This is a genomic window from Solibacillus sp. FSL R5-0691 (genome assembly GCF_037974225.1).
Classification (GTDB): Bacteria; Bacillota; Bacilli; order Bacillales_A; family Planococcaceae; genus Solibacillus.
Genome location: NZ_CP150231.1, coordinates 516,198 through 539,436 on the forward strand (window position 1 = coordinate 516,198; position 23,239 = coordinate 539,436).

Sequence of the window (23,239 nt, forward strand, 5' to 3'; positions counted from 1 at the left end):
CAACTATTTATACAGTTTGCTTCGCATGGTGATTTTTCATTATTTCAGCATAACAAAGGGGTTATTAAAATGGGGAAAACTGAAGTATACAAACCAAAGAATCATATACGCTTTGTCACAGCATCTAGTCTTTTTGATGGGCATGATGCTTCAATTAATATTATGCGCCGAATTTTACAGTCAAGCGGAGCGGAAGTGATTCACTTAGGGCATAACCGTTCAGTTGAAGAAGTGGTGAATGCAGCGATTCAGGAAGATGCGCAAGGGGTGGCACTATCTTCATATCAAGGCGGTCATATCGAGTATTTCAAATATATGTACGATCTGCTTCGCGAAAAGGGGGCACCGCATATTAAAATTTACGGTGGCGGTGGTGGTGTAATATTGCCGCGCGAAATTAAAGAACTGCATGATTACGGAATCGCCGGTATTTTTTCACCGGAAGATGGGCGCCAATTAGGTTTACAAGGAATGATCAACAAAAAGCTTGAAGGTGCTGATTTTTCAACACTAAAAGGAAATTACAAAGAACTTTTAAATAAGCTGACGACCGATACACCGGAAATTTTGGCGAATTTAATTACAGCTGCCGAAAATGGCGGAGATCCGGAAATTGAAGAAATGCTGCAGCTTGCACGAACTAAAAGTTTAAATACACCGGTAATTGGGATTACAGGTACAGGCGGTGCAGGGAAATCTTCATTAACAGACGAATTGATTCGCCGTTTCCTGCAAGAATTCCCGGATAAAAAACTCGCGATTATTTCAGTCGATCCGACAAAACAAAAAACGGGCGGTGCTTTATTAGGTGACCGTATTCGCATGAATGCCATCTTTAACAACCGTGTTTATATGCGCAGTCTGGCAACACGCGGCTCCCATACGGAATTATCAAGTTCAATTGGGGATGTGCTCGATGTTGTACGTACAGCAGGATTTGATCTAATCCTTGTTGAAACAAGTGGTATCGGGCAAGGTGACGCTGAGATTACAAAATATACAGATTTATCAATGTATGTAATGACGAGCGAATTCGGAGCTCCGACCCAGCTTGAAAAAATCGACATGATTGATTTTGCGGATTTGATTGCAATCAATAAGTTTGAACGCAAAGGCTCTGAAGATGCATTGCGTCAAGTTCAGAAACAATACCAACGTTCACGCGAGCTATGGGAAGAACCGCTTGATCATATGCCCGTATTCGGGACGATTGCTTCACAGTTCAACGATTTAGGGACAAATTCATTATTTGCTGCACTTGTAGCGAAAATTAATGAGAAGTTCGGCTTGGACTGGGAAACTTCGTATGAGCAATTTGTCAAAACACAAAAGCAAAACATTGTTATTCCGAATGACCGTCGCTATTATTTACGTGAAATCTCGGAAACAATCAGAAACTATCATAAGCATGCAGAACAGCAGGCAGCACTTGCGACGAAATGGTATCAGCTTGAAGGAACAAAAGCACTGCTTGCAGAGAGTGAAACAGCGTTAATTGCTTCAATTGATTCTTTACTGGAAGGCGTTCAAAATGAATTAACTGCGGAGTCAAAGCGTATACTGAAAAATTGGAATGCTTTAAAAGAAGCGTATGCTGGCGACGAACTGATTACGAAAGTACGTGACAGGGAGATTAGAACAATTTTACGTACCGAATCGCTTTCAGGCTTGAAAATTCCGAAAGTCGCGCTGCCGAACTTTAAAGATTACGGCGAAATTTTACGCTGGGTGTATAAGGAAAATGTACCAGGTGAATTCCCGTATACAGCAGGTGTTTTCCCGTTCAAACGAGAAGGTGAAGATCCGAAACGTCAATTTGCCGGTGAAGGTACTCCTGAGCGTACAAATAAACGTTTCCACTACTTATCGAAAGATGACGATGCGAAGCGTTTGTCGACGGCATTTGATTCTGTAACGTTATATGGGGAAGATCCGCATACACGTCCTGATATTTACGGAAAAGTCGGGGAGTCTGGCGTAAGCGTATGTACATTGGAAGATATGAAAAAACTATATGCGGGCTTTGATCTATGTGCACCTTCTACATCTGTATCGATGACGATTAATGGTCCGGCACCGATTATTCTGGCTATGTTTATGAATACAGCAATCGATCAGCAAGTGCAAAAGCGCGAGCAGGAACTTGGCCGTACTTTAACAGTCGAAGAATTTACAGAAACGCGTGAACAAACTTTGCAGGTTGTGCGCGGTACCGTACAGGCGGATATTTTAAAAGAGGATCAGGGGCAAAATACATGTATCTTCTCAACTGAATTTGCGCTTCGTATGATGGGGGATATCCAGCAATATTTCATCGACCATAAAGTACGAAACTATTACTCGGTATCCATTTCGGGCTATCATATTGCCGAAGCCGGTGCTAATCCGATTTCACAGCTAGCATTTACATTGGCAAACGGTTTTACGTATGTTGAATACTATTTAAGCCGCGGTATGAACATCGACGATTTTGCACCGAACTTAAGTTTCTTCTTCTCAAACGGTCTGGATCCTGAGTATACAGTGATAGGTCGTGTAGCCCGCCGCATCTGGGCTGTCGTGATGCGTGAAAAATACGGTGCAAATGACCGCTCGCAAAAGCTGAAATACCATATTCAAACATCTGGCCGCAGTCTGCACGCACAGGAAATTGACTTCAATGATATTCGTACAACATTGCAGGCATTAATGGCATTGCAGGATAACTGTAACTCACTGCATACAAATGCGTACGATGAGGCAATTACAACGCCTACAGAAGAATCAGTGCGCCGCGCGATGGCAATTCAAATGATTATTACAAAAGAACACGGCTTATCGAAAAATGAAAACCCGTTACAAGGGGCATTTATTATTGAGGAGCTTACACAGCTGGTGGAGCAAGCGGTGCTGGAAGAGTTCGACCGCATGAATGATCGCGGCGGGGTGCTTGGTGCAATGGAAACACAGTATCAGCGCGGAAAAATCCAGGAAGAATCGATGCATTATGAGCATTTAAAACATTCAGGTCAACTGCCGATTATTGGCGTAAACACATATTTAAACCCGAATCCGCCATCAGAAGAAGCGATCAATAACATGGAGATCGCACGTGCTTCAAAAGAAGAAAAAGATTTGCAAATTGCAAACTTGGCAAGCTTTAAAGAAGCAAATGCGGACAATAACCAAAAAGCGCTTGACCGTTTAAAAGAAGTTGCTAAAACAGGCGGCAATATTTTTGAAGAATTAATGGAAACGGTGAAAGTAGCGAGCCTTGGCCAAATTACTCAGGCGCTCTATGAAGTAGGCGGGCAATACCGCCGAAATATGTAAGCTTTATTGATAGTAGCATGCGGGAAACAACTTAATAACTAGCCTTATTTACTTAGTTATTAGAAAAAAATGCAAAAAAATGAACTTAGAATACCACGAGTGCAGAAATTTTCGTTATACTAGTAAATACATGGACGATCTGATGAAGGAAGGTGCGTAATAGTGCAACAGTATGTACATTATATTTTAATTTTAGCATGCCTAATCGCCACCTTCTTTTTATATAACCGACAACTAGCAGCAATCCCTTTGCTGCTTTTATCCTTCATTTTATTTTATGTTGCGTATAAAAAAGTAACAAATTTAAAAAACAAGAAATGAAACTAGCATAGTGATAGCATGTTTGTATATAATGGGTATTATGCTTATATCCACCCAGTTGTTGTACAAGCTTCAGCGGAAGAACGGGTATAAGATTTTCGGCAGATGTTAAGGATTTGGAAGACGAATCCAAACGCAATTACGCCGAGTCGTAATTGATAAATAGACATGTAAGAATGGAAAGGACGTGCACGATTTGAACTTTCGTGGTATGACAGATGAACAATTAGCAGAAGAGTCATTAATCGACTTAGCATACGCACTACTAGAAGATAAAAAACAAGCAATGCCGTTAAATGAATTATTAAAAGGAATTCAAGCTTTAAATGGTATTTCGGATGAAGAATTAAAATCTCGTTTAGTACAATTTTATACAGACTTAAACGTAGAAGGCCGTTTCTTATTAAACCATGAAAATGGCTGGGGTTTACGTGAGTGGTATAAAGTAGAAACAATCGAAGAAGAAACAGCGCCAACAATCAAGACACGTAAGAAGAAAGCAAAAGCTGTTGACGACGAAGACGAAGATGAAATTATCGACCTTGAAGAAGAGGATGTATTATTCGAGGAAGACTATGATGAATTCGTTGACGACGATGAAGAAGAGGAAGAAGTGGATGAGGACATCGACTTCGTTGAAGAAGACATTGAAGAAATCGATTCTGACATCGATGAAGAAATAATCGATGAAGATGATACATTCATCATCGAGGATGATGAAGAAGAATTAGAAGAAGAGCTAGATGAGGAATTAGAAGAAGACGAAGATATAAAATAAGATTTCCGCATTGGAAATTGAAAGTGCTTGACTTCTATTTCAGTTCCGTATAATCTTTTACTTGGGCTCCTTTAAAAAGGAGATTGACCGTATAAGTTATACGCTCCCCCTGCAAAATAGTGCAGGAGGAGCGTTTTTTATTTTTTCATGCGTTTTAATTAGAAAAACATTCCCTTGCATTTAAGAAGCAAAAGAGTGTTTTTCTAATTTGTTTTAAAAGAAGGAGGAATTTGTATGACAAAGTATATTTTCGTAACAGGTGGGGTAGTTTCATCACTTGGTAAAGGGATTGTAGCAGCATCTTTAGGTCGTCTATTAAAAAATCGTGGATTGGAAGTAACAATTCAAAAATTTGATCCATATTTAAATATTGATCCAGGTACAATGAGCCCATACCAGCATGGTGAAGTTTTCGTAACAGATGATGGTGCAGAGGCGGACTTAGACTTAGGTCACTATGAGCGTTTCATCGACATTAACCTTGGTAAACACTCAACTGTTACTTCAGGTAAAGTATATCAATCGGTACTAAACAAAGAGCGCCGCGGTGATTACAATGGTGGTACTGTTCAAGTAATTCCTCACGTAACAAATGAAATTAAAGATCGTATTCAGCGTGCTGGCCGTGAAACTTCTGCTGATGTTGTCATTACGGAAATCGGCGGTACTGTAGGTGACTTCGAATCACTTTCTTTCCTTGAAGCGATTCGTCAAATGCGCCGTGATTTAGGTCATGAAAATGTTATGTATATCCACTGTACGTTAATGCCTTATATCGCAGCAGCCGGTGAAATGAAAACGAAACCGACACAACACTCTGTAAAAGAGTTACGTTCATTAGGTATTCAGCCAAATATCATCGTTTTACGTACAGAACAACCTGTACCACAAGATATGAAAGAAAAAATCGCGTTATTCTGTGACGTACGACCTTCTGATATTATCGAATCACGTGATGCGGAACATTTATATGAAGTGCCATTAAATCTTCATGCACAAGGCTTTGACCAAATCGTTCTTGATCATTTTGGCATTACAGCGCCAAAAGCGGATATGACAGATTGGAAAGAGCTTGTACATTTAGTGAAAAACTTGGAGCACAAAACACGTATCGCTTTAGTAGGTAAATACGTAGAATTGCAAGATGCGTATATTTCAGTTGTAGAAGCATTGAAACATGCTGGATATGTATACAATTCAGATATCGAAATCGACTGGATCAATGCAGAACACGTTACAGCGGAAAATGTGGATGAATTATTAGGACAAGCAGACGGTATTTTAGTACCAGGTGGTTTCGGCGACCGTGGTGTTGAAGGGAAAATCGAATCAATCCGTTATGCACGTGAAAACGATGTACCGTTCTTCGGTATTTGCCTAGGCATGCAAATGGCAACAGTAGAATTTGCACGTAATGTTATGGGCTTGGAAGGTGCACACTCAACAGAACTGGACAAAAACACGAAATATCCGATTATCGATTTCTTACCGGACCAAACTGAAGATACAGATATCGGCGGAACATTACGTCTTGGTTTATACCCATGTAAATTAAAAGAAGGATCTCGTGCACGCGCGGCATATAATGGTGAAGAGCTAGTTTATGAACGTCACCGTCACCGTTACGAGTTCAACAATGAATTCCGTGAAGCAATGGAAGCGGAAGGTATGGTATTCTCAGGTTTATCTCCTAACAATAAGTTAGTAGAAATCGTTGAGTTACCGGAAAAGAAATTCTTTGTGGCTGGTCAATTCCACCCAGAATTAATTTCACGTCCACAGCGTCCACAACCATTATTCCGTGAGTTCGTTGGCGCGGCATTTAATAATAAAAAGTAATTGATTTGAGGTTAGGTTATAATCCAAAAAGCTATTTTTCTCGAAGAGAAAAATAGCTTTTTTGCTGGGCATTAAAAATTAATTTCCATTCCGGGTCGGACACTTTCTTGGGGCACGAGGCCAATACGATGTTGGTCACAAAAGCGTTGCCACAGGACATGGCGTTCCTAGCTTTTGTTCCAAGTCTCTCCCGCGTGCTTGTCCCCTTGGAGTCGCCGTCTTCACTCCAAACAACTAATTTTCTTCATATATCAAAGAAAGGCGCAAATAATCTCAAGAATATAAAAAAACAACTCTCATGCCAATTAGTCATAAGAGTCGTCGTTAAATTATGCGAATGGTGATGGGTGGCTGTCCATTAATTCGTCATCCTCTTCATCATCGTCCACGAGCATTTCATCGAATTCCATCTTAATCGCTTCATAAATATATAAAGCTGCTATAAGATGTGGAAATACGATGCGTTCGCCGAGTTTTGCAGGATGCGGTAAAATGCCGCCGCGAACTTTCAATGAAATATACGTATAAGCAAGATCGCTCAACGGATTGTCATCACCGGCCACTTCACTTGCGACAGCCGCAAATGGAATGAACTCTGCATGCAGTTGCTGTGCAAGGTTTAAAGCCTGTTCATCTGTTGCATGACGCGTAAAAATAATGACACGGTCAGCAGGCAAAAGTTCAACATTTTCTGTATAGCGGGCAAACTTGGCAAATTTACTTTCCCCAAGCTCTGCATTGATTGCAACAGCTTCCATTTCACCAAATGCCGCAAAGTAAATTGTTCCTTGCCCAATTGCTGCCTGTGCCAATAATCTTGCAGTTTCTTCAATAGATTCTTCTTCAGTTTGCTGAATGCGCTGCAGAAGACCTGTTAATTGCGTAGTTAAAATTTTAGACATATTTACACCTCAAAGTTATTATAAAATTGTGTACATAAAAAAGCAAAAACACAAACTCTCTCCGTAAAAGAGGGGAAAGCAATTTATAATCGAATGTAATTAGTATAAATTATTATTATAATGGGGGATCACATTGAAGGGGATATTAATAGTAGACGATCAGCAAGGAATCAGGATGCTTCTAAATGAAGTATTTAAAAAAGAAGGATTCACAACTTATTTAGCCGCAAACGGATTTGATGCGATAAAAATTGCACAGGAAAATGCACTTGATTGCGTTTTGCTGGATATGAAAATACCCGGAATGGACGGACTGGAGATTTTAGCCCGTTTGAAAGAAGATCACCCGGAGCTGCCTGTAATGATGATGACTGCCTATGTGGAGCAGCATATGATGGACAGAGCGAACGAATTAGGGGTAGTGAAATATTTTACAAAACCTTTTAATATTTTTGAAGTACGGGATGAGGTTAATAAATTAGTAGAAAAGACTGAAAAAATATAAAATGAAACAGGCGAGCAGGCAGTAGCGCATACTGTCTGTTTTTGTTATGATTAATCTAAATGTTTTTGTCATTTCATGTGATTTTGCATAGAATTGACGATGAAAAAATACTTAAAAAAAGCATTTTGTGCAAACTATGTTTTTATAGCAGCAAACTAATTATGTATCTTCGAGGAGGATTTTAATAATGGCATTAGTTTCAATGAAAGAAATGTTAATTAAAGCAAAAGCAGAAGGTTATGCAGTAGGTCAATTCAATATCAATAACCTAGAGTGGACACAAGCCATTTTACAAGCGGCAGAAGAAGAAAAATCACCGGTAATTCTAGGTGTCTCTGAAGGTGCCGGGAAATATATGGGCGGTTTCATCGCTGTCGTAAAAATGGTTGAAGGCTTAATGGAAAGCTACAAAACAACTGTGCCAGTAGCAATTCATTTAGACCATGGTTCAAGCTTCGATAAATGTAAAGAAGCAATCGATGCTGGTTTCTCTTCTGTTATGATTGACGCTTCACATCATCCATTCGAAGAAAATATTGAAACGACGAAACAAGTTGTTGACTATGCACATGCAAAAGGCGTATCGGTTGAAGCAGAACTTGGTACTGTAGGCGGCGAAGAAGACGGTGTCATTGGCGGCATTATGTACGCAAACCCGCAGGAATGTAAAGCTCTCGTTGAAGCTACAGGAATTGATTGTTTAGCTCCAGCATTAGGTTCTGTTCACGGTCCATACAAAGGTGAACCAAACTTAGGATTCGCTGAAATGGAAGAAATCTCTACATTAACAGATGTACCGTTAGTATTACATGGTGGAACAGGTATTCCAACAAAAGATATTCAACGTTCAATTTCTTTAGGTACAGCAAAAATTAATGTCAACACTGAAAACCAGATCTCGGCTACGAAAGTAATCCGTGAATTTTTAGAAAATGATAAGAAAACATATGATCCACGTAAATATTTAGGTCCAGCTCGTGAAGCGATTAAAGCAACAGTAATCGGTAAAATGCGCGAATTCGGCAGCTCTGGAAAAGCTTAATTGATAGAATGAAGCTTCTTTCACGGAAGTCTTTATTCTAAAGCTTTGCTTAAAAGACAGCTAAATTATTACCTATTTAATGCGGAATAATGAATCCACAAAAGAAAAGTGCACAAAATAAACGTACTTTTCTTTGTGAACACGTGTTTTTCAACATAAGACATCTCGTTCACAACTTGAGCGAGATGTGTTTTTATAATCAAATGTAAATCAATCGGAGGCTATTATAATGAAATTTTTTATCGATACAGCAAACTTTGACGAAATTAAAGAAGCATACTCTTGGGGGATTCTTTCAGGTGTAACGACAAACCCATCATTAGTTGCAAAAGAATCAGGCGTGAACTTCCACGACCGCTTACGTGAAATTGCAGAGCTAGTAAACGGTTCAGTTTCTGGTGAAGTAATTTCTTTAGACGCTGAAGGAATGATTCGTGAAGGGGAAGAATTGGCAGCGATTCACCCGAATATTACTGTTAAACTTCCAATGACTCCGGAAGGATTAAAAGCATGTAAACATTTCTCTGAAAAAGGGATTAAAACGAACGTAACATTGATTTTCTCTGCTAACCAAGCATTAATGGCAGCACGCGCAGGCGCATCTTATGTATCTCCTTTCTTAGGACGTTTAGATGATATTGGTCAAGATGGCGTAGAATTAATCCGTGAAATTGCTGAAATGTTTGCTATCCACGAAATTGACACGGAAATTATTGCCGCATCTATTCGTCACCCGCAACATATTACGCAAGCTGCATTAGCTGGCGCACATATTGCAACAACTCCATACAAAGTTTTACAGCAACTGTTTAATCATCCATTAACAGACAAAGGAATTGAAGGATTTTTAGCGGATTGGGCAAAGCGTGAAGGGAAATAATAAGAATACCTCACAGCAGTCTAATTTACTGTGAAATCTTTTCCAATGTAAGGGAGAACACAAAATGGATGTTTATAAAATTCAAGGCGGAAATCGTCTAAAAGGTAAAATAACCGTTAGCGGTGCAAAAAACAGTGCAGTTGCTTTAATTCCTGCATCAATTTTGGCTGATTCTTCCGTTACCATTGGAGGAATTCCAGAGATTTCAGATGCATGGACGTTAAAGGCACTACTCGAAGAAATTGGCGGCGAAGTAACATTTGAAAATGGCAAGATGACGATTGATCCATCAAAAATGGTTGCAATGCCGCTGCCAAACGGCAATGTTAAAAAATTACGTGCTTCCTATTATATGATGGGTGCGATGCTCGGCCGTTTTAAACAGGCGGTAATCGGGATGCCAGGCGGATGTTTTTTAGGGCCGCGTCCAATTGATCAGCATATTAAAGGTTTTGAAGCTTTAGGAGCAAAAGTAACAAATGAGCACGGTGCAATTTATTTACGCGCAGAAGAACTAATCGGTGCGAAGATTTATCTGGACGTTGCAAGTGTCGGCGCCACAATTAATATTATGTTGGCGGCAGTGCGTGCAAAAGGGAAAACTACAATCGAAAATGCAGCGAAAGAGCCTGAAATTATTGATGTTGCAACACTATTAACGAATATGGGTGCGAACATTAAAGGGGCAGGAACGAGCGTTATTCGTATTGAAGGTGTCGATGAGTTAAAAGGCACAAAACATACAATTATACCGGACCGGATCGAAGCAGCTACATTTATGATTATGGCTGCAGCAATTGGTGATGGTGTACTCGTCGACAATGTTATCCCGCTTCACATGGAAGCCGTCACAGCGAAACTTCGCGAAATGGGTGTAAGTGTTGAAGAGAATGAGGAAAGCATCTTCATTTCCAAGCAAACGAAACTGCAGGCAGTTGATGTTAAAACACTTGTCTATCCAGGATTCCCGACCGATGTTCAACAGCCTTTATCTGTATTAATGACACAGGCAGAAGGCACATCGATGATTACAGATACGATTTATTCTGCCCGTTTCAAGCATATAGATGAACTGCGACGTATGAATGCAAAAGCTCGTGTTGAAGGCAATACAGCCATCATTCAAGGACCTGCATCTTTGGAAGGATCCACGGTAACGGCAACAGATTTACGCGCGGGTGCGGCATTAGTATTGGCTGGACTTATCGCGAAAGGTGAAACAGAAATTCACGATATTTACCATATTGAGCGCGGCTATAGTTCATTAATTGAAAAGTTGTGTGCAATCGGTGCAAATATTCGTAAAGAGTCCATTGTCATTAATACAAAGAATAATGCATAAATTTGCTATTATTCGTGATCAGAATCGCGCAACGATGAGAGTATGATAATATATATTTGGGTAATAAAATTATGTTAGTTCATAATACAATTCAAAAAAGCAGTTAATTTAGGCTGTTAAAATCGGTTTTAACCGATTACAGGAGGCAAACACAAAATGGAACGTAGTTTATCAATGGAAGTAGTACGTGTAACAGAAGCAGCAGCGATTGCATCAGCGAAATGGATGGGACGCGGACTTAAAAATGAAGCGGACGACGCAGCAACAACAGCGATGCGTGTTATGTTTGATACAATCCCAATGCATGCGACAGTTGTAATTGGTGAAGGAGAAATGGATGAAGCGCCGATGCTTTATATCGGTGAAGAATTAGGGCTTCGAAATGGCGGACCTGAAGTTGATATCGCAGTAGATCCATTAGAAGGTACAAACATCGTAGCAAAAGGTACAAATGGTGCGATGACAGTACTGGCAATTGCAGACCGTGGCAATCTATTAAATGCGCCTGATATGTATATGGATAAAATAGCTGTAGGACCGGAAGCGGCAGGAAAAGTTGATATTAACGCTTCTGTAACGTACAACTTATTGCAAGTAGCTAAAGCAAAAAATAAAGATATTTCCGATGTAGTAGCAACACTTTTAGACCGACCTCGCCATCAGCATATTGTCGATGAAATTCGTGAAGCCGGTGCACGTATTAAATTCATCCAAGACGGTGATGTAGGTGCAGCGATCAACACAGCATTCGATGAAACTGGTATCGATATTATGTTCGGTATGGGTGGTGCCCCAGAAGGTGTAATCGCAGCAGTTGCTTTAAAATGTTTAGGTGGCGATTTCCAAGCGAAACTAGTGCCTGAAGATGAAGAACAGCTTGCACGTTGCAAAAAAATGGGTGTCGAAGTAGATAAAGTATTAATGATGGAAGACCTGGTAAAAGGCGATGATGCGATTTTTGCAGCAACAGCTGTAACAGATTCCGAGCTTTTACGAGGTGTTCAATATAAAGGTTCCTACGCACTTACACATTCAGTTGTTATGCGCGCAAAAACAGGAACAGTACGTTTTATCGAAGGACGCCACAGCATTGAAAAAAAACCAAAGTATGACCAAATTTAACTTCTCATATAATGTAAGTAGCCTCAAATAGAAAATGCCCATTTTCAAATTACTTGCACTATAATATAATAAATGCCCAGTGTAAAAACTGGGCATCTTTCAAATAAAGTGTAGTATACTTCTCTTACACAAATTCCTAAAATCTTTCAATAACTTAATTTTTCAAATTAAATTTTAATAGACTGGAGAAAACGTATGACAGCATTAACAATTGCTCAATTAGAAAGCATGACATTAAAAGAATTATATGCTTTAGCGAAGCAATATAAATTATCAAATGCTAGTAAGCTAAATAAAAAGGAACTAATTTTTGCAATCTTAAAAACCCGCTCTGAACAGGAAGGTTTCTTCTTCATGGAAGGTGTTTTAGAAATTATTCCTACAGATGGCTTCGGATTCCTGCGCCCGATTAACTACTCTCCTTCAAAAGAGGATATTTACATTTCTGCTTCTCAAATTCGCCGCTTTGATTTACGAAATGGTGATAAAGTTTCAGGTAAAGTGCGTCCGCCAAAAGAAAATGAACGCTACTACGGATTGCTGCAAGTGGATGCTGTAAATGGCGAGGACCCTGAAGTTGCAAAAGAACGTGTGCATTTCCCTGCATTAACACCGCTTTACCCAAATCGCCACATCAAATTGGAAACGGTTCCTACAAAACTTTCGACGCGTATTATGGATTTAGTAGCGCCAGTCGGTTTTGGACAACGTGGTTTAATTGTTGCACCGCCAAAAGCCGGTAAAACATCTTTATTAAAAGAAATTGCCAACGCGATTACGACAAACCATCCGGAAGCGGAACTGATCGTACTACTAATCGACGAGCGTCCGGAAGAAGTAACGGATATCGAGCGTTCAGTAAATGCAGATGTCGTATCTTCAACGTTTGATGAAGTACCTGAAAATCATGTAAAAGTCGCGGAAATCGTATTGGAACGTGCAAGACGTCTCGTAGAGCAAAAACGCGATGTAATTATTTTAATGGACTCAATTACACGTTTGGCACGTGCCTATAACTTAGTAATTCCGCCAAGCGGCCGTACACTTTCAGGTGGTATTGACCCTGCTGCATTCCACCGTCCGAAACGTTTCTTCGGTTCTGCCCGCAATATTGAAGAGGGCGGCAGTTTAACAATTTTAGCGACTGCACTTGTTGATACAGGCAGCCGTATGGACGAAGTAATTTATGAAGAATTCAAAGGAACGGGTAACCTTGAACTGCACTTGGATCGCAGCCTGGCAGAACGCCGTATTTTCCCTGCAATCGATATCCGCCGTTCAGGTACACGTAAAGAAGAGCTTCTTATTCCGAAAGACCAGTTGGATAAATTATGGGCTATCCGTAAAACATTCAGCGATTCACATGACTTCGGTGAAAAGTTCTTACGCAAACTGCGCACAACAAAAACAAACGAAGAATTCTTCGAAAAGCTTGATACTGATATGAAGAAAGCAACGAACGGTAAAGGGTTGTTATAAATTTTAGAAGATTTGCCGGAATGGAACCAGGTTCTTAATATATTGAGGAGCTACATATATTCAATTTCGTAAAATAATATAAAATAGTTGCAACCTTTTTTAAAACTTGCTATACTTCTTTAAGTATGAAACGTGCACATATATAGCTGACCTCAACACATTACGTATGTAGTGACATATTCGGGCTATGTAAGGTGCAGTTCGAAAATACTCTGTTCCGGATGGTTCAGGGCGAGAGGAGAAAACGAATATGAAACAAGGTATCCACCCAGATTACAAAGTAGCAACAGTAACTTGCTCTTGTGGTAATTCTTTTGAAACAGGTTCAGTTAAAGAAAAGATCTCAATCGAGTTCTGTAACGAATGTCACCCATTCTATACAGGTCGTCAAAAGTTCGCTTCTGCTGACGGACGTGTAGATCGCTTCAACAAAAAATATGGTATGAAATAATACCTCTGCCCATTTCCGCATTGCCGGAAATGGGTTTTTAATTTTTATGGGGTCCGTTTCGTTTTATTAGAAGGTATTACGCAGTTATTAGAAAATTTATATAGGTTATTAGACAATCTGAAACGTTTATTTGAAAATTGCGACCGGATATTAGAAGATGTACATATTATATTAGAAGTTCCGATTTTTATTAGAACAAATAAAAATATATTAGAAGAAATTAGAAGATATTAGAAATCTTTCACACACGTTTCACATAAGAGAAAGATTCTCGTAAATACAGCACCTTTACCAATAGACGTATGGCGAAAAACTAGCTAAGATAAAAGAAGTGAAAAGTTGACCTTGAGTTTGAAGCTCAAGGTTTTTTATTGGTGAAAAATGAACTTGTAATTTTAATTAGAAACGAGGAAATAGAAATGGCGCAATTATTTTATAAACATGGGGCGATGAACAGCGGGAAATCGATTGAAATTTTAAAAGTTGCCCACAATTATGAAGAGCAAAATAAAGCGGTACTGATCTTTACTTCTGGAATTGATACGCGCGATGAAGTTGGAACGGTTTCAAGTCGAATTGGCTTGAAACGTCCGGCGATTGCGGTTTTTGAGGATACGAACCTATACGAAATCGTGGAAAAACACGAAGAAAAATTATATTGTGTACTTGTAGACGAAGTACAATTTTTATCAAAGGAACATGTTTTGCAGCTGACTCAAATTGTCGATGAGCTGAACATTCCTGTTATGGGCTTTGGTTTGAAAAATGACTTCCAGAACGAGCTGTTTGAAGGCAGCCGTTACATGATGATATACGCGGATAAAATTGAGGAAATGAAAACAATATGCTGGTTCTGTCATAAGAAAGCGACGATGAACTTAAGAGTAGATGAAAACAAAAAACCGGTCCGTACAGGTGATCAAATTCAAATTGGGGGTAATGATAGTTATTACCCTGTTTGCCGCAAATGCCATTCCAATCCGCCACTATAATTTAAAGTGAACATTGCAACGAAATTTAATTATATGAAATGTTAATGTGTAAATGATATGAAGAAAGTTCAACATAGATGTAGCAACAAGCGTAAAATTTCTTTATACTAGTAAAGGTGCATTTTAACGTAACTCGTGAGAAGACGAGTGAAATACAACGAATAATAAAATAACTTTTAGAGGTGAACTATAGATGTTTGATCGTTTACAGGCGGTTGAAGACCGTTACGAAAGATTAAATGAATTACTAAGCGACCCGGATGTTGTGAGCGACTCCAATAAGCTTCGTGAATATTCAAAAGAACAGTCCGATATTCAGGAAATGGTAGATGTCTACCGTGAATACAAATCGGTAAAAGAACAATTGGCGGACACACGCGAATTAATGGAAATTGAAAAAGATGCAGATATGCTGGAAATGATGAAGGAAGAGTTTAACGATTTAAATAAACAAGTTCCTGAGTTAGAAGATCGTCTTCGTATTTTATTAATTCCTAAAGACCCCAACGATTCGAAAAACGTAATTATGGAGATCCGCGGAGCTGCTGGTGGTGACGAGGCCAACATTTTTGCTGGTGACCTATTCCGTATGTATACACGCTATGCGGAAACGCAAGGCTGGAAAGTAGATGTAATGGAAGCAACACCAAACCCGGCAGGCGGCTATAAAGAAGTAATCTTCATGATTAACGGTCAAGGTGCATATTCAAAATTCAAATATGAAAACGGCGCACACCGTGTTCAACGTGTACCGGCGACAGAATCACAAGGCCGTATCCATACATCGACTGCTACGGTAGCATGTTTACCGGAAGTACATGTAGAAGATGTAGAAATTCATGAAAAAGATATTCGCGTTGATACATTCGCTTCATCTGGTGCGGGTGGTCAGTCAGTAAATACAACGATGTCTGCTGTTCGTATGACCCACTTACCGACAGGCGTTGTCGTTTCGATGCAAGATGAACGTTCACAAATTAAGAACCGTGAAAAAGCGATGAAAATTTTAGTTGCGCGTGTAGCTGACCTACACCGTCAAGAAGCACAGGCTGAAATCGATGCAACACGTAAGACAGCAGTAGGAACAGGCGACCGTTCTGAACGTATCCGTACTTACAACTATCCACAAAACCGTGTAACAGATCACCGAATTGGTTTAACGATTCAAAAACTTGACCAAATCGTTGAAGGTAAGTTGGATGAAATCATCGATGCACTTATTTTAGATGAGCAGGCAACACGCTTATCAAATTTGAATGAAGATGCATAAAACCATTTTTGAGGCCCTGAATGGGGCTTCTTCTTTTTTAGAGGAAAACGGTCGCGAAGGAAATGCCGCACGAATTTTATTGCAGCATATTTTACAGACAAGCTATTCAGGATTAATGATGAAGATGCACGATACTTTACCAGAAGAACAGCAACAGCAGTTTGATGCTTTTATTCAAGCACATGTGGAAGGGCGCCCTGTACAATATATAACGGGTGGAGAAGAATTTTACGGACGTTCATTTATTGTTGATGAATCGGTTTTAATTCCTCGTCCGGAAACGGAAGAACTGATTGTTGGAACGATTGAGCGGATCCGCAAGTTATTCGGAGATAAGCAAAATCTGAAGTTTGCCGACATCGGGACAGGCAGTGGTGCGATTGCAATTACAATGAAAAAGGAATGTCCGCAGCTTGACGTAACAGCAACGGATCTTTCACCTGCAGCACTTGCAACAGCACAAAAGAATGCTGAGCAGCTGCAAGCAGAAATTGCATTTAAACTCGGGGACTTAACAGAACCGATTGCAAATGAAAAATGGGATGTTGTACTTTCTAATCCTCCGTATATCGCATATGAGGAAATGGAGGAAATGTCCGATGTGGTCGTAGCACACGAACCGCATCAGGCATTGTTTGCCGATGAAGAAGGACTCTTGCTTTATCGTAAACTAGCAGAAAATTTACCGGCCCTTATGAAGAAGCCGGCATTAATTGGTCTGGAAATCGGTTATACACAAGGGGAAGCTGTAGCGAATTTTTTCAAAAAAAGCTTTCCGAATGCCCATGTATCAGTCATTCAAGATATAAATAAAAAAGATCGTATTGTTTTTTGTGAGATTAGTGAATAAAAAATAGATTCCTTGTAAACAATGTTTGCAAGGGGGAATGTTTATGTTACATGATTACGATATTCAAAATGAATCCAATCTATTTTTAGCGATTGCTAAATTACTAATAAGTGTCCTATTTTTATATTGTGCGGCTACATTTATACCTACTTTTGTAGATGATGTCCGCATTGATCAGGGGGAAAGCAATGACCAGTTAAAATTCCGCGTCATTGCCAACAGTTCGACAAATGCCGACCAGCTTATCAAATATGCGGTTGTGGAAACAATACAAACCTATTTGCAAAATACACCTGAATTTTCAGAAGATATCCACAGTGTGGAAAACATGTATCAGGAAATTCAGAAAACTTACCCACAATTAGAAATTACCTATAAGTTTGGGGATAACTTAATCCCACCGAAATGGACGGCGGGTCAATTTTATCCGCAAAACGAATATTATTCAGTGAATTTCATTATTGGACAAGGGCGGGGCGAAAACTGGTTCTGTGCAGTATTCCCAACACTTTGTACAAACAATGAGCCAATGAAAAAAGAACGCCCGCCATTTTATGTTGCGGAATGGTGGAACAAATTTAAACAAAAAAATAATCCACAAAAAGCAGAAAAAGATATACAAAATACATTAAGTTACTAACACCTTGGGGATAGTTACACGAAACATCAAGAGAAGGGAGGAAAAAGTAATGCACACTTTCCAATTGAATGTGGATGAATTTGTGGATAATTCAGAAAATTATACACAGGCTGTGGATTTATTGAATAGCGGCGAAATAGTCGCTTTTCCGACAGAAACCGTCTATGGCTTAGGAGCGGTTGCGACAAACGAGCAAGCTGTGAAAAAAATATTTGCTGCAAAAGGACGACCTTCGGATAATCCTTTAATTGTTCATATTGGTACAGTGGAAGAAGTAACGCTGTATACAACAAATATTTCCGAAGTTGCCCGCAAATGTATGGACGCTTTTTGGCCTGGTCCATTGACACTAGTTATGCATGCTAAGCCGAATGTTTTAGCACCAAGTGTAACAGCAGGTCTCGATACAGTTGGAATTCGTATGCCTGATCATCCGGTAGCACTTAAACTTCTTCAAACATTAAAAAAACCGTTAGCCGCGCCAAGTGCGAATCGCAGCGGCAAACCTAGCCCGACGAAAGCCGAACATGTATTTGAAGATTTGCAAAACATTATTCCTTGTATTTTGGATGGCGGAATGACGGGGATCGGACTTGAATCGACTGTTTTGGATGTTACGCTGGATACGCCGGTTATTTTGCGTCCAGGCGGTGTAACGAAAGAAATGCTCGAAGCGGTAATTGGACCGGTTGTTGAGCCTAGTCTGGAACAGCAGAAAATCGAATCGACACCGAAAGCGCCCGGCATGAAATATACTCACTATGCACCGGAAGCTCCTGTTTATCTAATTGAGGCAAATAAGGAAGCTATTGAAACGGCTATTGCCGAATTAAAGCCGGAACATAAAGTTGCCTTATTGGCACCGGAGAGCTTTAAAAACATTGAGGCCGATTATTATTTTTCATTCGGTAATGCCGATGATCTTGATCAAATGAGTGCTTCATTATATGATGCATTGCGTGCTTGCGATAAAACGGATGCCACGATTATTTTAGCGACAGCAACATCAAAAACAGGTGTTGGCACAGCGATTATGAACCGTCTGGAAAAGGCGGCAGGCAGCAAATGGTATTTACTTTAAGACATAAACCACATCTTGCAACATCGGGATGTGGTTTTTATGTATAACCTAAAGGATATTTCCCGACCTAAAAGCATAAATTACAACAGCGCTTAGTGGAAGAGGGGAACAGATGCAAGAAGTAGTTGCCGGAATTTTAATGTCGTTCGATGTCGTTGCACTTTATTTAATTGCTACAAATGTTAAGGCGAAATGGTTATTAGCTTTATGGACGGCATTTTTACATATGCTTTTTCCGTTACTTGGTTACCGATTTGGGGAATGGCTTGCCGTCTATTTAACCAACTGGGCATCAGGTCTTTCGACGCTGTTATTGTTTTTTGTGGGACTGCAGTTACTGCTCTCGAAGAAAGAGGAAAGTTTTCCGGCAATGTCTCTCCCGATAATTGCGATTTTCGCCAGTATTGACACCTTTTCAGTTAGCCTATCTTTTGGTATGCTAAATTTACAAAAATATGTTTTTATCGTTAGTGCAGGCCTATCAACATTTATATTGTCATATGCTGCATTGGTAATAGCGCAAAAGTCGCCAATATTTAAAAATAATGCATTAAAAAAAGTGGCAGGAATCCTCCTGATTATTATGAGTGTGATGCTACTAAAATGGTGAATTAGAGGGTGTGAGGAACATGAATATTTATTTTATTTGTACAGGCAATACATGTAGAAGTCCTATGGCAGCAGCAATTTTACAAGCAAAAAACTATGAGAATATTACTGTGCGTTCAGCAGGTATTTATGCACATGAAGGCAATGAAATGTCCCTGAACGCAAAGGAAATATTACACAGGAAAAATATTTCGCAATCACACCGTTCATCACAATTTACGGTAGAAGATGCACAATGGGCGGATTTGATTTTAACAATGACGACCGCTCATAAAGAAATGGTCCTCCGTTTGGCAGGAGAAGCGGCACATAAAACGTTTACATTAAAGGAATATGTAGAAATGGAATCAGGGCTTGATATTCAGGATCCATTCGGTGGGAACCTGCAAGTTTATGAACAAACGTATGCGCAATTGAACGAAGCAATTAACAAGCTGGAAACTAAATTGAAATTGGAGGATAAAATTTAACATGAACGCTCAGAAAAAGATCTTTAGTTTGCGCCGAAAGCTCATATTGTTCGTCGGGATATTAGCGCTGATTACTTACACATGCAGTTTTGTATTCATCGAATATTTACATCCGATGTTTTTCGAATCGACAAGCACAAGCACATTCCAGATTATTACCTATTTATTAGGAATCTTTTGGTCATGTGCGTTGGCAGCTGTATTCGGTTTAGTCATTGTTCGCCCTTTACAACAATTGGAACGCACTGCAAACCATGTAGCGGAAGGTAAAATCGGACAAGATGTCGAAATGCCGAAAACAAATGATGAAATCCGCTCTGTAGCAGAAGCATTCCAAACGATGGTGATGAATTTACGCAAGATGGTAAACGGTATTGAAGACAACTACAAGTTAACCGATGAAACGATTTTGAAACTATCTGAAGAAAGTATTTCGGTTACGAACAACGCCGAGCAAATTACAAGTAATATTAGCCAAATTTCATTAGGGGCTGAATCTTCGGCAGTAGCCATTCAAGAAACGGTGGAAGCAATCGAGGAAGTTCGCGCATTAGCCGCGGAAGTGAACAATAAAGCATTACATACAGCAAGTCGCTCTAAAAATCTTTTAACAAACTTAACATCCACAACGGATTCGATTCATGGTGTAGTGAACAGTATTAAAAAAATCGCGACAGACAATGAAAATTCATTGGTAAATATTCGCGAGCTTGAAAAAAATGCGGAGCAGATTGAACGGATTATAAGTTTAGTAGGCGATATCGCAGGACAAACAAACCTACTTGCGTTAAACGCATCAATTGAAGCGGCAAGAGCTGGCGAACATGGAAAGGGCTTTGCGGTTGTAGCAGAAGAAGTCCGTAGTTTGGCAGACGAAAGTGCAAGCGCTGTTCAGGGGATCACAACACTGATCCAAACGATGCAGCAAAATGTTTCGGTTGTAGTAAAACAGATGAACGAACAAGTATCATTTGCGGTAAACGAATCTTCACGTGTTTCTGAAACAACGACAGCTGTTGAAGGTATGACAAAATCTGTTTATGAAATGGCCGATGATGTCGTTCAAATTTCAGAATTAGTCGCACAGCAAATGAAAAATATTGAACATACATCACATCAATCGCAGGAAGTGGCGGCTATTGCCGAGCAAACATCTGCAAGTGCACAGGAAGTAACATCCGCTTCACTTGAACAGGCCGAAGCGATCAAGCAAGTGGAAGAACTGGCAAGCAACTTAAAGCAACAATCTGCCGAGCTATATCGAATGATTCAACAATTCGATCGTACTCAGTAGAGTGGAATATAGTCTTGAAAACCCCAATTGATTTATCAGTTGGGGATTTTTGTTTTGGGAGCGCATGAGGTTTTCTAATAAGCGGCGTAATAAGCGGCGGAGATTTTCTAATAAACGCGGGGAAGTTCTAATAAAATGCTGAACTTCTAATATATCAGAGCAATGTTCTAAAAAGTTGCTCGGATTGTCTAATAAAGGTGATAGATGTTCAAATAAACGGAGCCGATCTTCTAATATCCGAGGTAGATCTTCTAATAAACCTTACCCGAGGCACCGCTCCCCCCCCGTTTCAAATATAAAAAGTCTGGGTATGGTACACTATTGTTTACAATAATTAGTCCTGGGGGGATTTATATTGAACAAAATGAAGTACTGGTTACTGATGGGAGTAGTCGTTGCGGGTCTTGCAGGATGTGGAGACGCAGAGGATGCGGATACGACAGATTCAGTTGACTCAACACCAGCCGAATCCACTGAATCATCAGATGGAACGGACTCAACGGATGTTTCTGCAGGTGAAAAAGTGGCAAATGCCAGCTGTGTAGGGTGTCATGGTGGAGATTTAACAGGAGCAATGGGACCAAACTTAACGACGACTTCTTTATCAAAAGAAGAAATTGTTGATGTATTGGTCAATGGTAAAGGTGCAATGCCACCGGGTACAGCAGATGGTGAAGAAGAAGCGGTAGCGGAATACATTTTATCATTACAATAACGGTTAAAGACCACTCCTCGTCTGAGCGGTCTTTTTTTGTTGGAAACTAATGTTGAAAAACCCATTTCAACTTCACAAAGTCATGTAAAGCTGAACATTAACATAATTAATAATGAAAAATTAAGCCAATATCATCAAAATATTAACGATAAGGTTCGTTTATTCGTTTATTATTCGTGTTTATGCATGTATTTTGAAAGTTATTCGGAAAAGACGTGTTATTCTTCCGGAATAAATGGTACACTGATGGTGAATATAATAAGTATACAAAATCGAGGCAGGAGGGATCTTCATGAAAATTGCAATTTCTTCGGATCACGGCGGGAATAATTTACGTAAAGAGATTATGTCACTACTTGATGAAATGTCAATCAGTTATGAAGACTTTGGTCCACAAACGGACGAGTCAGTAGATTACCCGGACTATGCACGTCCAGTAGCTGAACGAGTAGCTGCAGGGGAATTTGACAGAGGAATTTTAATATGCGGAACAGGTATTGGGATTTCGATTGCTGCAAACAAATTCAAAGGAATTCGTTGTGCACTTGTACATGACGTGTTCTCGGCAAAAGCAACACGTTGCCATAACGACTCAAACATTTTAGCGATGGGTGAGCGCGTAATCGGTCCAGGGCTGGCACGTGAGATTGTTGCAACTTGGCTGGATACACAGTTTGAAGGCGGTCGTCATATTCGCCGTGTTGAAAAGATTACTGAAATCGAAGAAGGGTAACAAATGGTGATTCAATGACAAACTTACACGATTTGCAAAAAGATTTAGTGCAAGCATTAACCGAATTTGAGCAACAAGTGAAGTTTTCTGAAGGTCAGCTATTTGTCATCGGCTGTTCCACATCGGAAGTAATGGGTGAGAAGATTGGGACAGCTGGTGCTCTCGATGTAGCGCAAGTTCTATACGAAGAATTTTCAATATTCGCGCAAAGACATAAAATTCACTTAGTTTTCCAAGGCTGCGAGCATATTAACCGAGCTTTAACACTTGAAGCTGCAGCCGCTAAAATGTACCATTTAGAACCTGTTTCGGTCATTCCTGTCCGTACAGCAGGTGGCTCCATGTCTGCATACGCTTTTACACAAATGGATGAACCTGTAGTTGTAGAAACTATCCAAGCACACTACGGGATAGATATTGGTCAAACATTAATCGGCATGCATTTAAAAGCAGTCGCGGTACCTTTACGAACATCTGTTAAGCAACTAGGCAATGCAGTTATTACGTTAGCGACAACACGTCCGAAACTTATCGGTGGAGAACGTGCGCAATATACCGTAACACCTTAACGTTACATATATCATTTACTTGGAAACTCCGAGCGATTCGGAA

General features: G+C 39.8%; 22 protein-coding genes. 21 read left to right on the plus strand and 1 reads right to left on the minus strand.

Features of this window, described 5'->3' with window-relative positions; translation table 11 throughout:
* The first annotated feature begins 69 nt into the window (after positions 1–69).
* The 3 genes from icmF to MKY51_RS02605 all read left to right on the plus strand — a co-directional run bounded on the left by icmF (position 70) and on the right by MKY51_RS02605 (position 6,250).
* On the plus strand, positions 70–3,312 hold the full coding sequence (gene icmF / locus MKY51_RS02595; RefSeq protein WP_339175113.1) for a fused isobutyryl-CoA mutase/GTPase IcmF: 3,243 nt from the start codon (positions 70–72) through the stop codon (positions 3,310–3,312).
* Positions 3,313–3,820: 508 nt separating this feature from the next.
* Positions 3,821–4,411: a DNA-directed RNA polymerase subunit delta gene (gene rpoE, locus MKY51_RS02600; protein WP_339175114.1), complete on the plus strand. Its 591-nt coding sequence runs from the start codon at positions 3,821–3,823 to the stop codon at positions 4,409–4,411.
* 234 nt (positions 4,412–4,645) lie between these two features.
* A complete protein-coding gene (locus MKY51_RS02605; RefSeq protein ID WP_339175115.1) occupies positions 4,646–6,250 on the plus strand; it encodes a CTP synthase in 1,605 nt (534 codons plus the stop codon).
* Between the two features lie 329 nt (positions 6,251–6,579).
* On the opposite strand, the gene MKY51_RS02610 is transcribed toward MKY51_RS02605, so the two are convergent.
* Entirely contained in the window at positions 6,580–7,152 is a 573-nt protein-coding gene (locus MKY51_RS02610) for a DUF2529 domain-containing protein (protein ID WP_339175116.1), read from the minus strand.
* Between the two features lie 133 nt (positions 7,153–7,285).
* Here MKY51_RS02610 and MKY51_RS02615 point away from each other — a divergent pair, with 133 nt between their 5' ends.
* The 18 genes from MKY51_RS02615 to MKY51_RS02700 all read left to right on the plus strand — a co-directional run bounded on the left by MKY51_RS02615 (position 7,286) and on the right by MKY51_RS02700 (position 23,196).
* Positions 7,286–7,657, plus strand: a complete 372-nt coding sequence (locus MKY51_RS02615; protein ID WP_079524626.1) for a response regulator — start codon at positions 7,286–7,288, stop codon at positions 7,655–7,657.
* Positions 7,658–7,844: 187 nt separating this feature from the next.
* Positions 7,845–8,699: a class II fructose-bisphosphate aldolase gene (locus MKY51_RS02620; protein ID WP_079524627.1), complete on the plus strand. Its 855-nt coding sequence runs from the start codon at positions 7,845–7,847 to the stop codon at positions 8,697–8,699.
* A 229-nt stretch (positions 8,700–8,928) separates the two neighbouring features.
* Positions 8,929–9,579 (plus strand): fructose-6-phosphate aldolase, encoded by a 651-nt coding sequence (gene fsa / locus MKY51_RS02625; RefSeq protein ID WP_079524628.1) that lies wholly within the window; start codon positions 8,929–8,931, stop codon positions 9,577–9,579.
* A 64-nt stretch (positions 9,580–9,643) separates the two neighbouring features.
* Positions 9,644–10,921 (plus strand): UDP-N-acetylglucosamine 1-carboxyvinyltransferase, encoded by a 1,278-nt coding sequence (locus MKY51_RS02630; protein WP_339175117.1) that lies wholly within the window; start codon positions 9,644–9,646, stop codon positions 10,919–10,921.
* A 156-nt stretch (positions 10,922–11,077) separates the two neighbouring features.
* Positions 11,078–12,043, plus strand: coding sequence for a class II fructose-bisphosphatase (glpX, locus tag MKY51_RS02635; protein WP_339175118.1), 966 nt, complete (start codon positions 11,078–11,080; stop codon positions 12,041–12,043).
* 195 nt (positions 12,044–12,238) lie between these two features.
* On the plus strand, positions 12,239–13,522 hold the full coding sequence (gene rho / locus MKY51_RS02640; RefSeq protein ID WP_079524631.1) for a transcription termination factor Rho: 1,284 nt from the start codon (positions 12,239–12,241) through the stop codon (positions 13,520–13,522).
* A gap of 250 nt (positions 13,523–13,772) precedes the next feature.
* Positions 13,773–13,973 carry a 50S ribosomal protein L31 gene (gene rpmE, locus MKY51_RS02645; RefSeq protein ID WP_008404481.1) on the plus strand — a complete coding sequence of 67 codons (201 nt, stop codon included), beginning with the start codon at positions 13,773–13,775 and terminating at the stop codon, positions 13,971–13,973.
* A gap of 419 nt (positions 13,974–14,392) precedes the next feature.
* A complete protein-coding gene (locus MKY51_RS02650; RefSeq protein ID WP_339175120.1) occupies positions 14,393–14,965 on the plus strand; it encodes a thymidine kinase in 573 nt (190 codons plus the stop codon).
* 193 nt (positions 14,966–15,158) lie between these two features.
* The gene (gene prfA, locus MKY51_RS02655; protein WP_339175121.1) at positions 15,159–16,235 is read left to right on the plus strand and encodes a peptide chain release factor 1; all 1,077 of its coding nucleotides are present in this window, start codon (positions 15,159–15,161) and stop codon (positions 16,233–16,235) included.
* Positions 16,222–17,085 carry a peptide chain release factor N(5)-glutamine methyltransferase gene (prmC, locus tag MKY51_RS02660; RefSeq protein ID WP_339175123.1) on the plus strand — a complete coding sequence of 288 codons (864 nt, stop codon included), beginning with the start codon at positions 16,222–16,224 and terminating at the stop codon, positions 17,083–17,085. The genes prfA and prmC overlap by 14 nt, the downstream gene beginning before the upstream one ends.
* Before the next feature lie 43 nt (positions 17,086–17,128).
* Positions 17,129–17,725 (plus strand): stage II sporulation protein R, encoded by a 597-nt coding sequence (locus tag MKY51_RS02665; protein WP_339175125.1) that lies wholly within the window; start codon positions 17,129–17,131, stop codon positions 17,723–17,725.
* A 49-nt stretch (positions 17,726–17,774) separates the two neighbouring features.
* A complete protein-coding gene (locus MKY51_RS02670) occupies positions 17,775–18,806 on the plus strand; it encodes an L-threonylcarbamoyladenylate synthase (RefSeq protein WP_339175127.1) in 1,032 nt (343 codons plus the stop codon).
* Between the two features lie 112 nt (positions 18,807–18,918).
* Positions 18,919–19,416, plus strand: coding sequence for a manganese efflux pump (locus MKY51_RS02675; protein WP_339175129.1), 498 nt, complete (start codon positions 18,919–18,921; stop codon positions 19,414–19,416).
* 19 nt (positions 19,417–19,435) lie between these two features.
* Positions 19,436–19,885 carry a low molecular weight protein arginine phosphatase gene (locus tag MKY51_RS02680; RefSeq protein ID WP_339175130.1) on the plus strand — a complete coding sequence of 150 codons (450 nt, stop codon included), beginning with the start codon at positions 19,436–19,438 and terminating at the stop codon, positions 19,883–19,885.
* Between the two features lies 1 nt (position 19,886).
* Entirely contained in the window at positions 19,887–21,179 is a 1,293-nt protein-coding gene (locus MKY51_RS02685; protein ID WP_339175132.1) for a HAMP domain-containing methyl-accepting chemotaxis protein, read from the plus strand.
* Positions 21,180–21,543: 364 nt separating this feature from the next.
* The gene (locus tag MKY51_RS02690; protein ID WP_339176562.1) at positions 21,544–21,894 is read left to right on the plus strand and encodes a cytochrome c; all 351 of its coding nucleotides are present in this window, start codon (positions 21,544–21,546) and stop codon (positions 21,892–21,894) included.
* 292 nt (positions 21,895–22,186) lie between these two features.
* On the plus strand, positions 22,187–22,627 hold the full coding sequence (gene rpiB, locus MKY51_RS02695; RefSeq protein ID WP_339175134.1) for a ribose 5-phosphate isomerase B: 441 nt from the start codon (positions 22,187–22,189) through the stop codon (positions 22,625–22,627).
* Positions 22,628–22,641: 14 nt separating this feature from the next.
* Positions 22,642–23,196, plus strand: a complete 555-nt coding sequence (locus tag MKY51_RS02700) for a TIGR01440 family protein (protein WP_339175135.1) — start codon at positions 22,642–22,644, stop codon at positions 23,194–23,196.
* Positions 23,197–23,239: the final 43 nt, after the last annotated feature.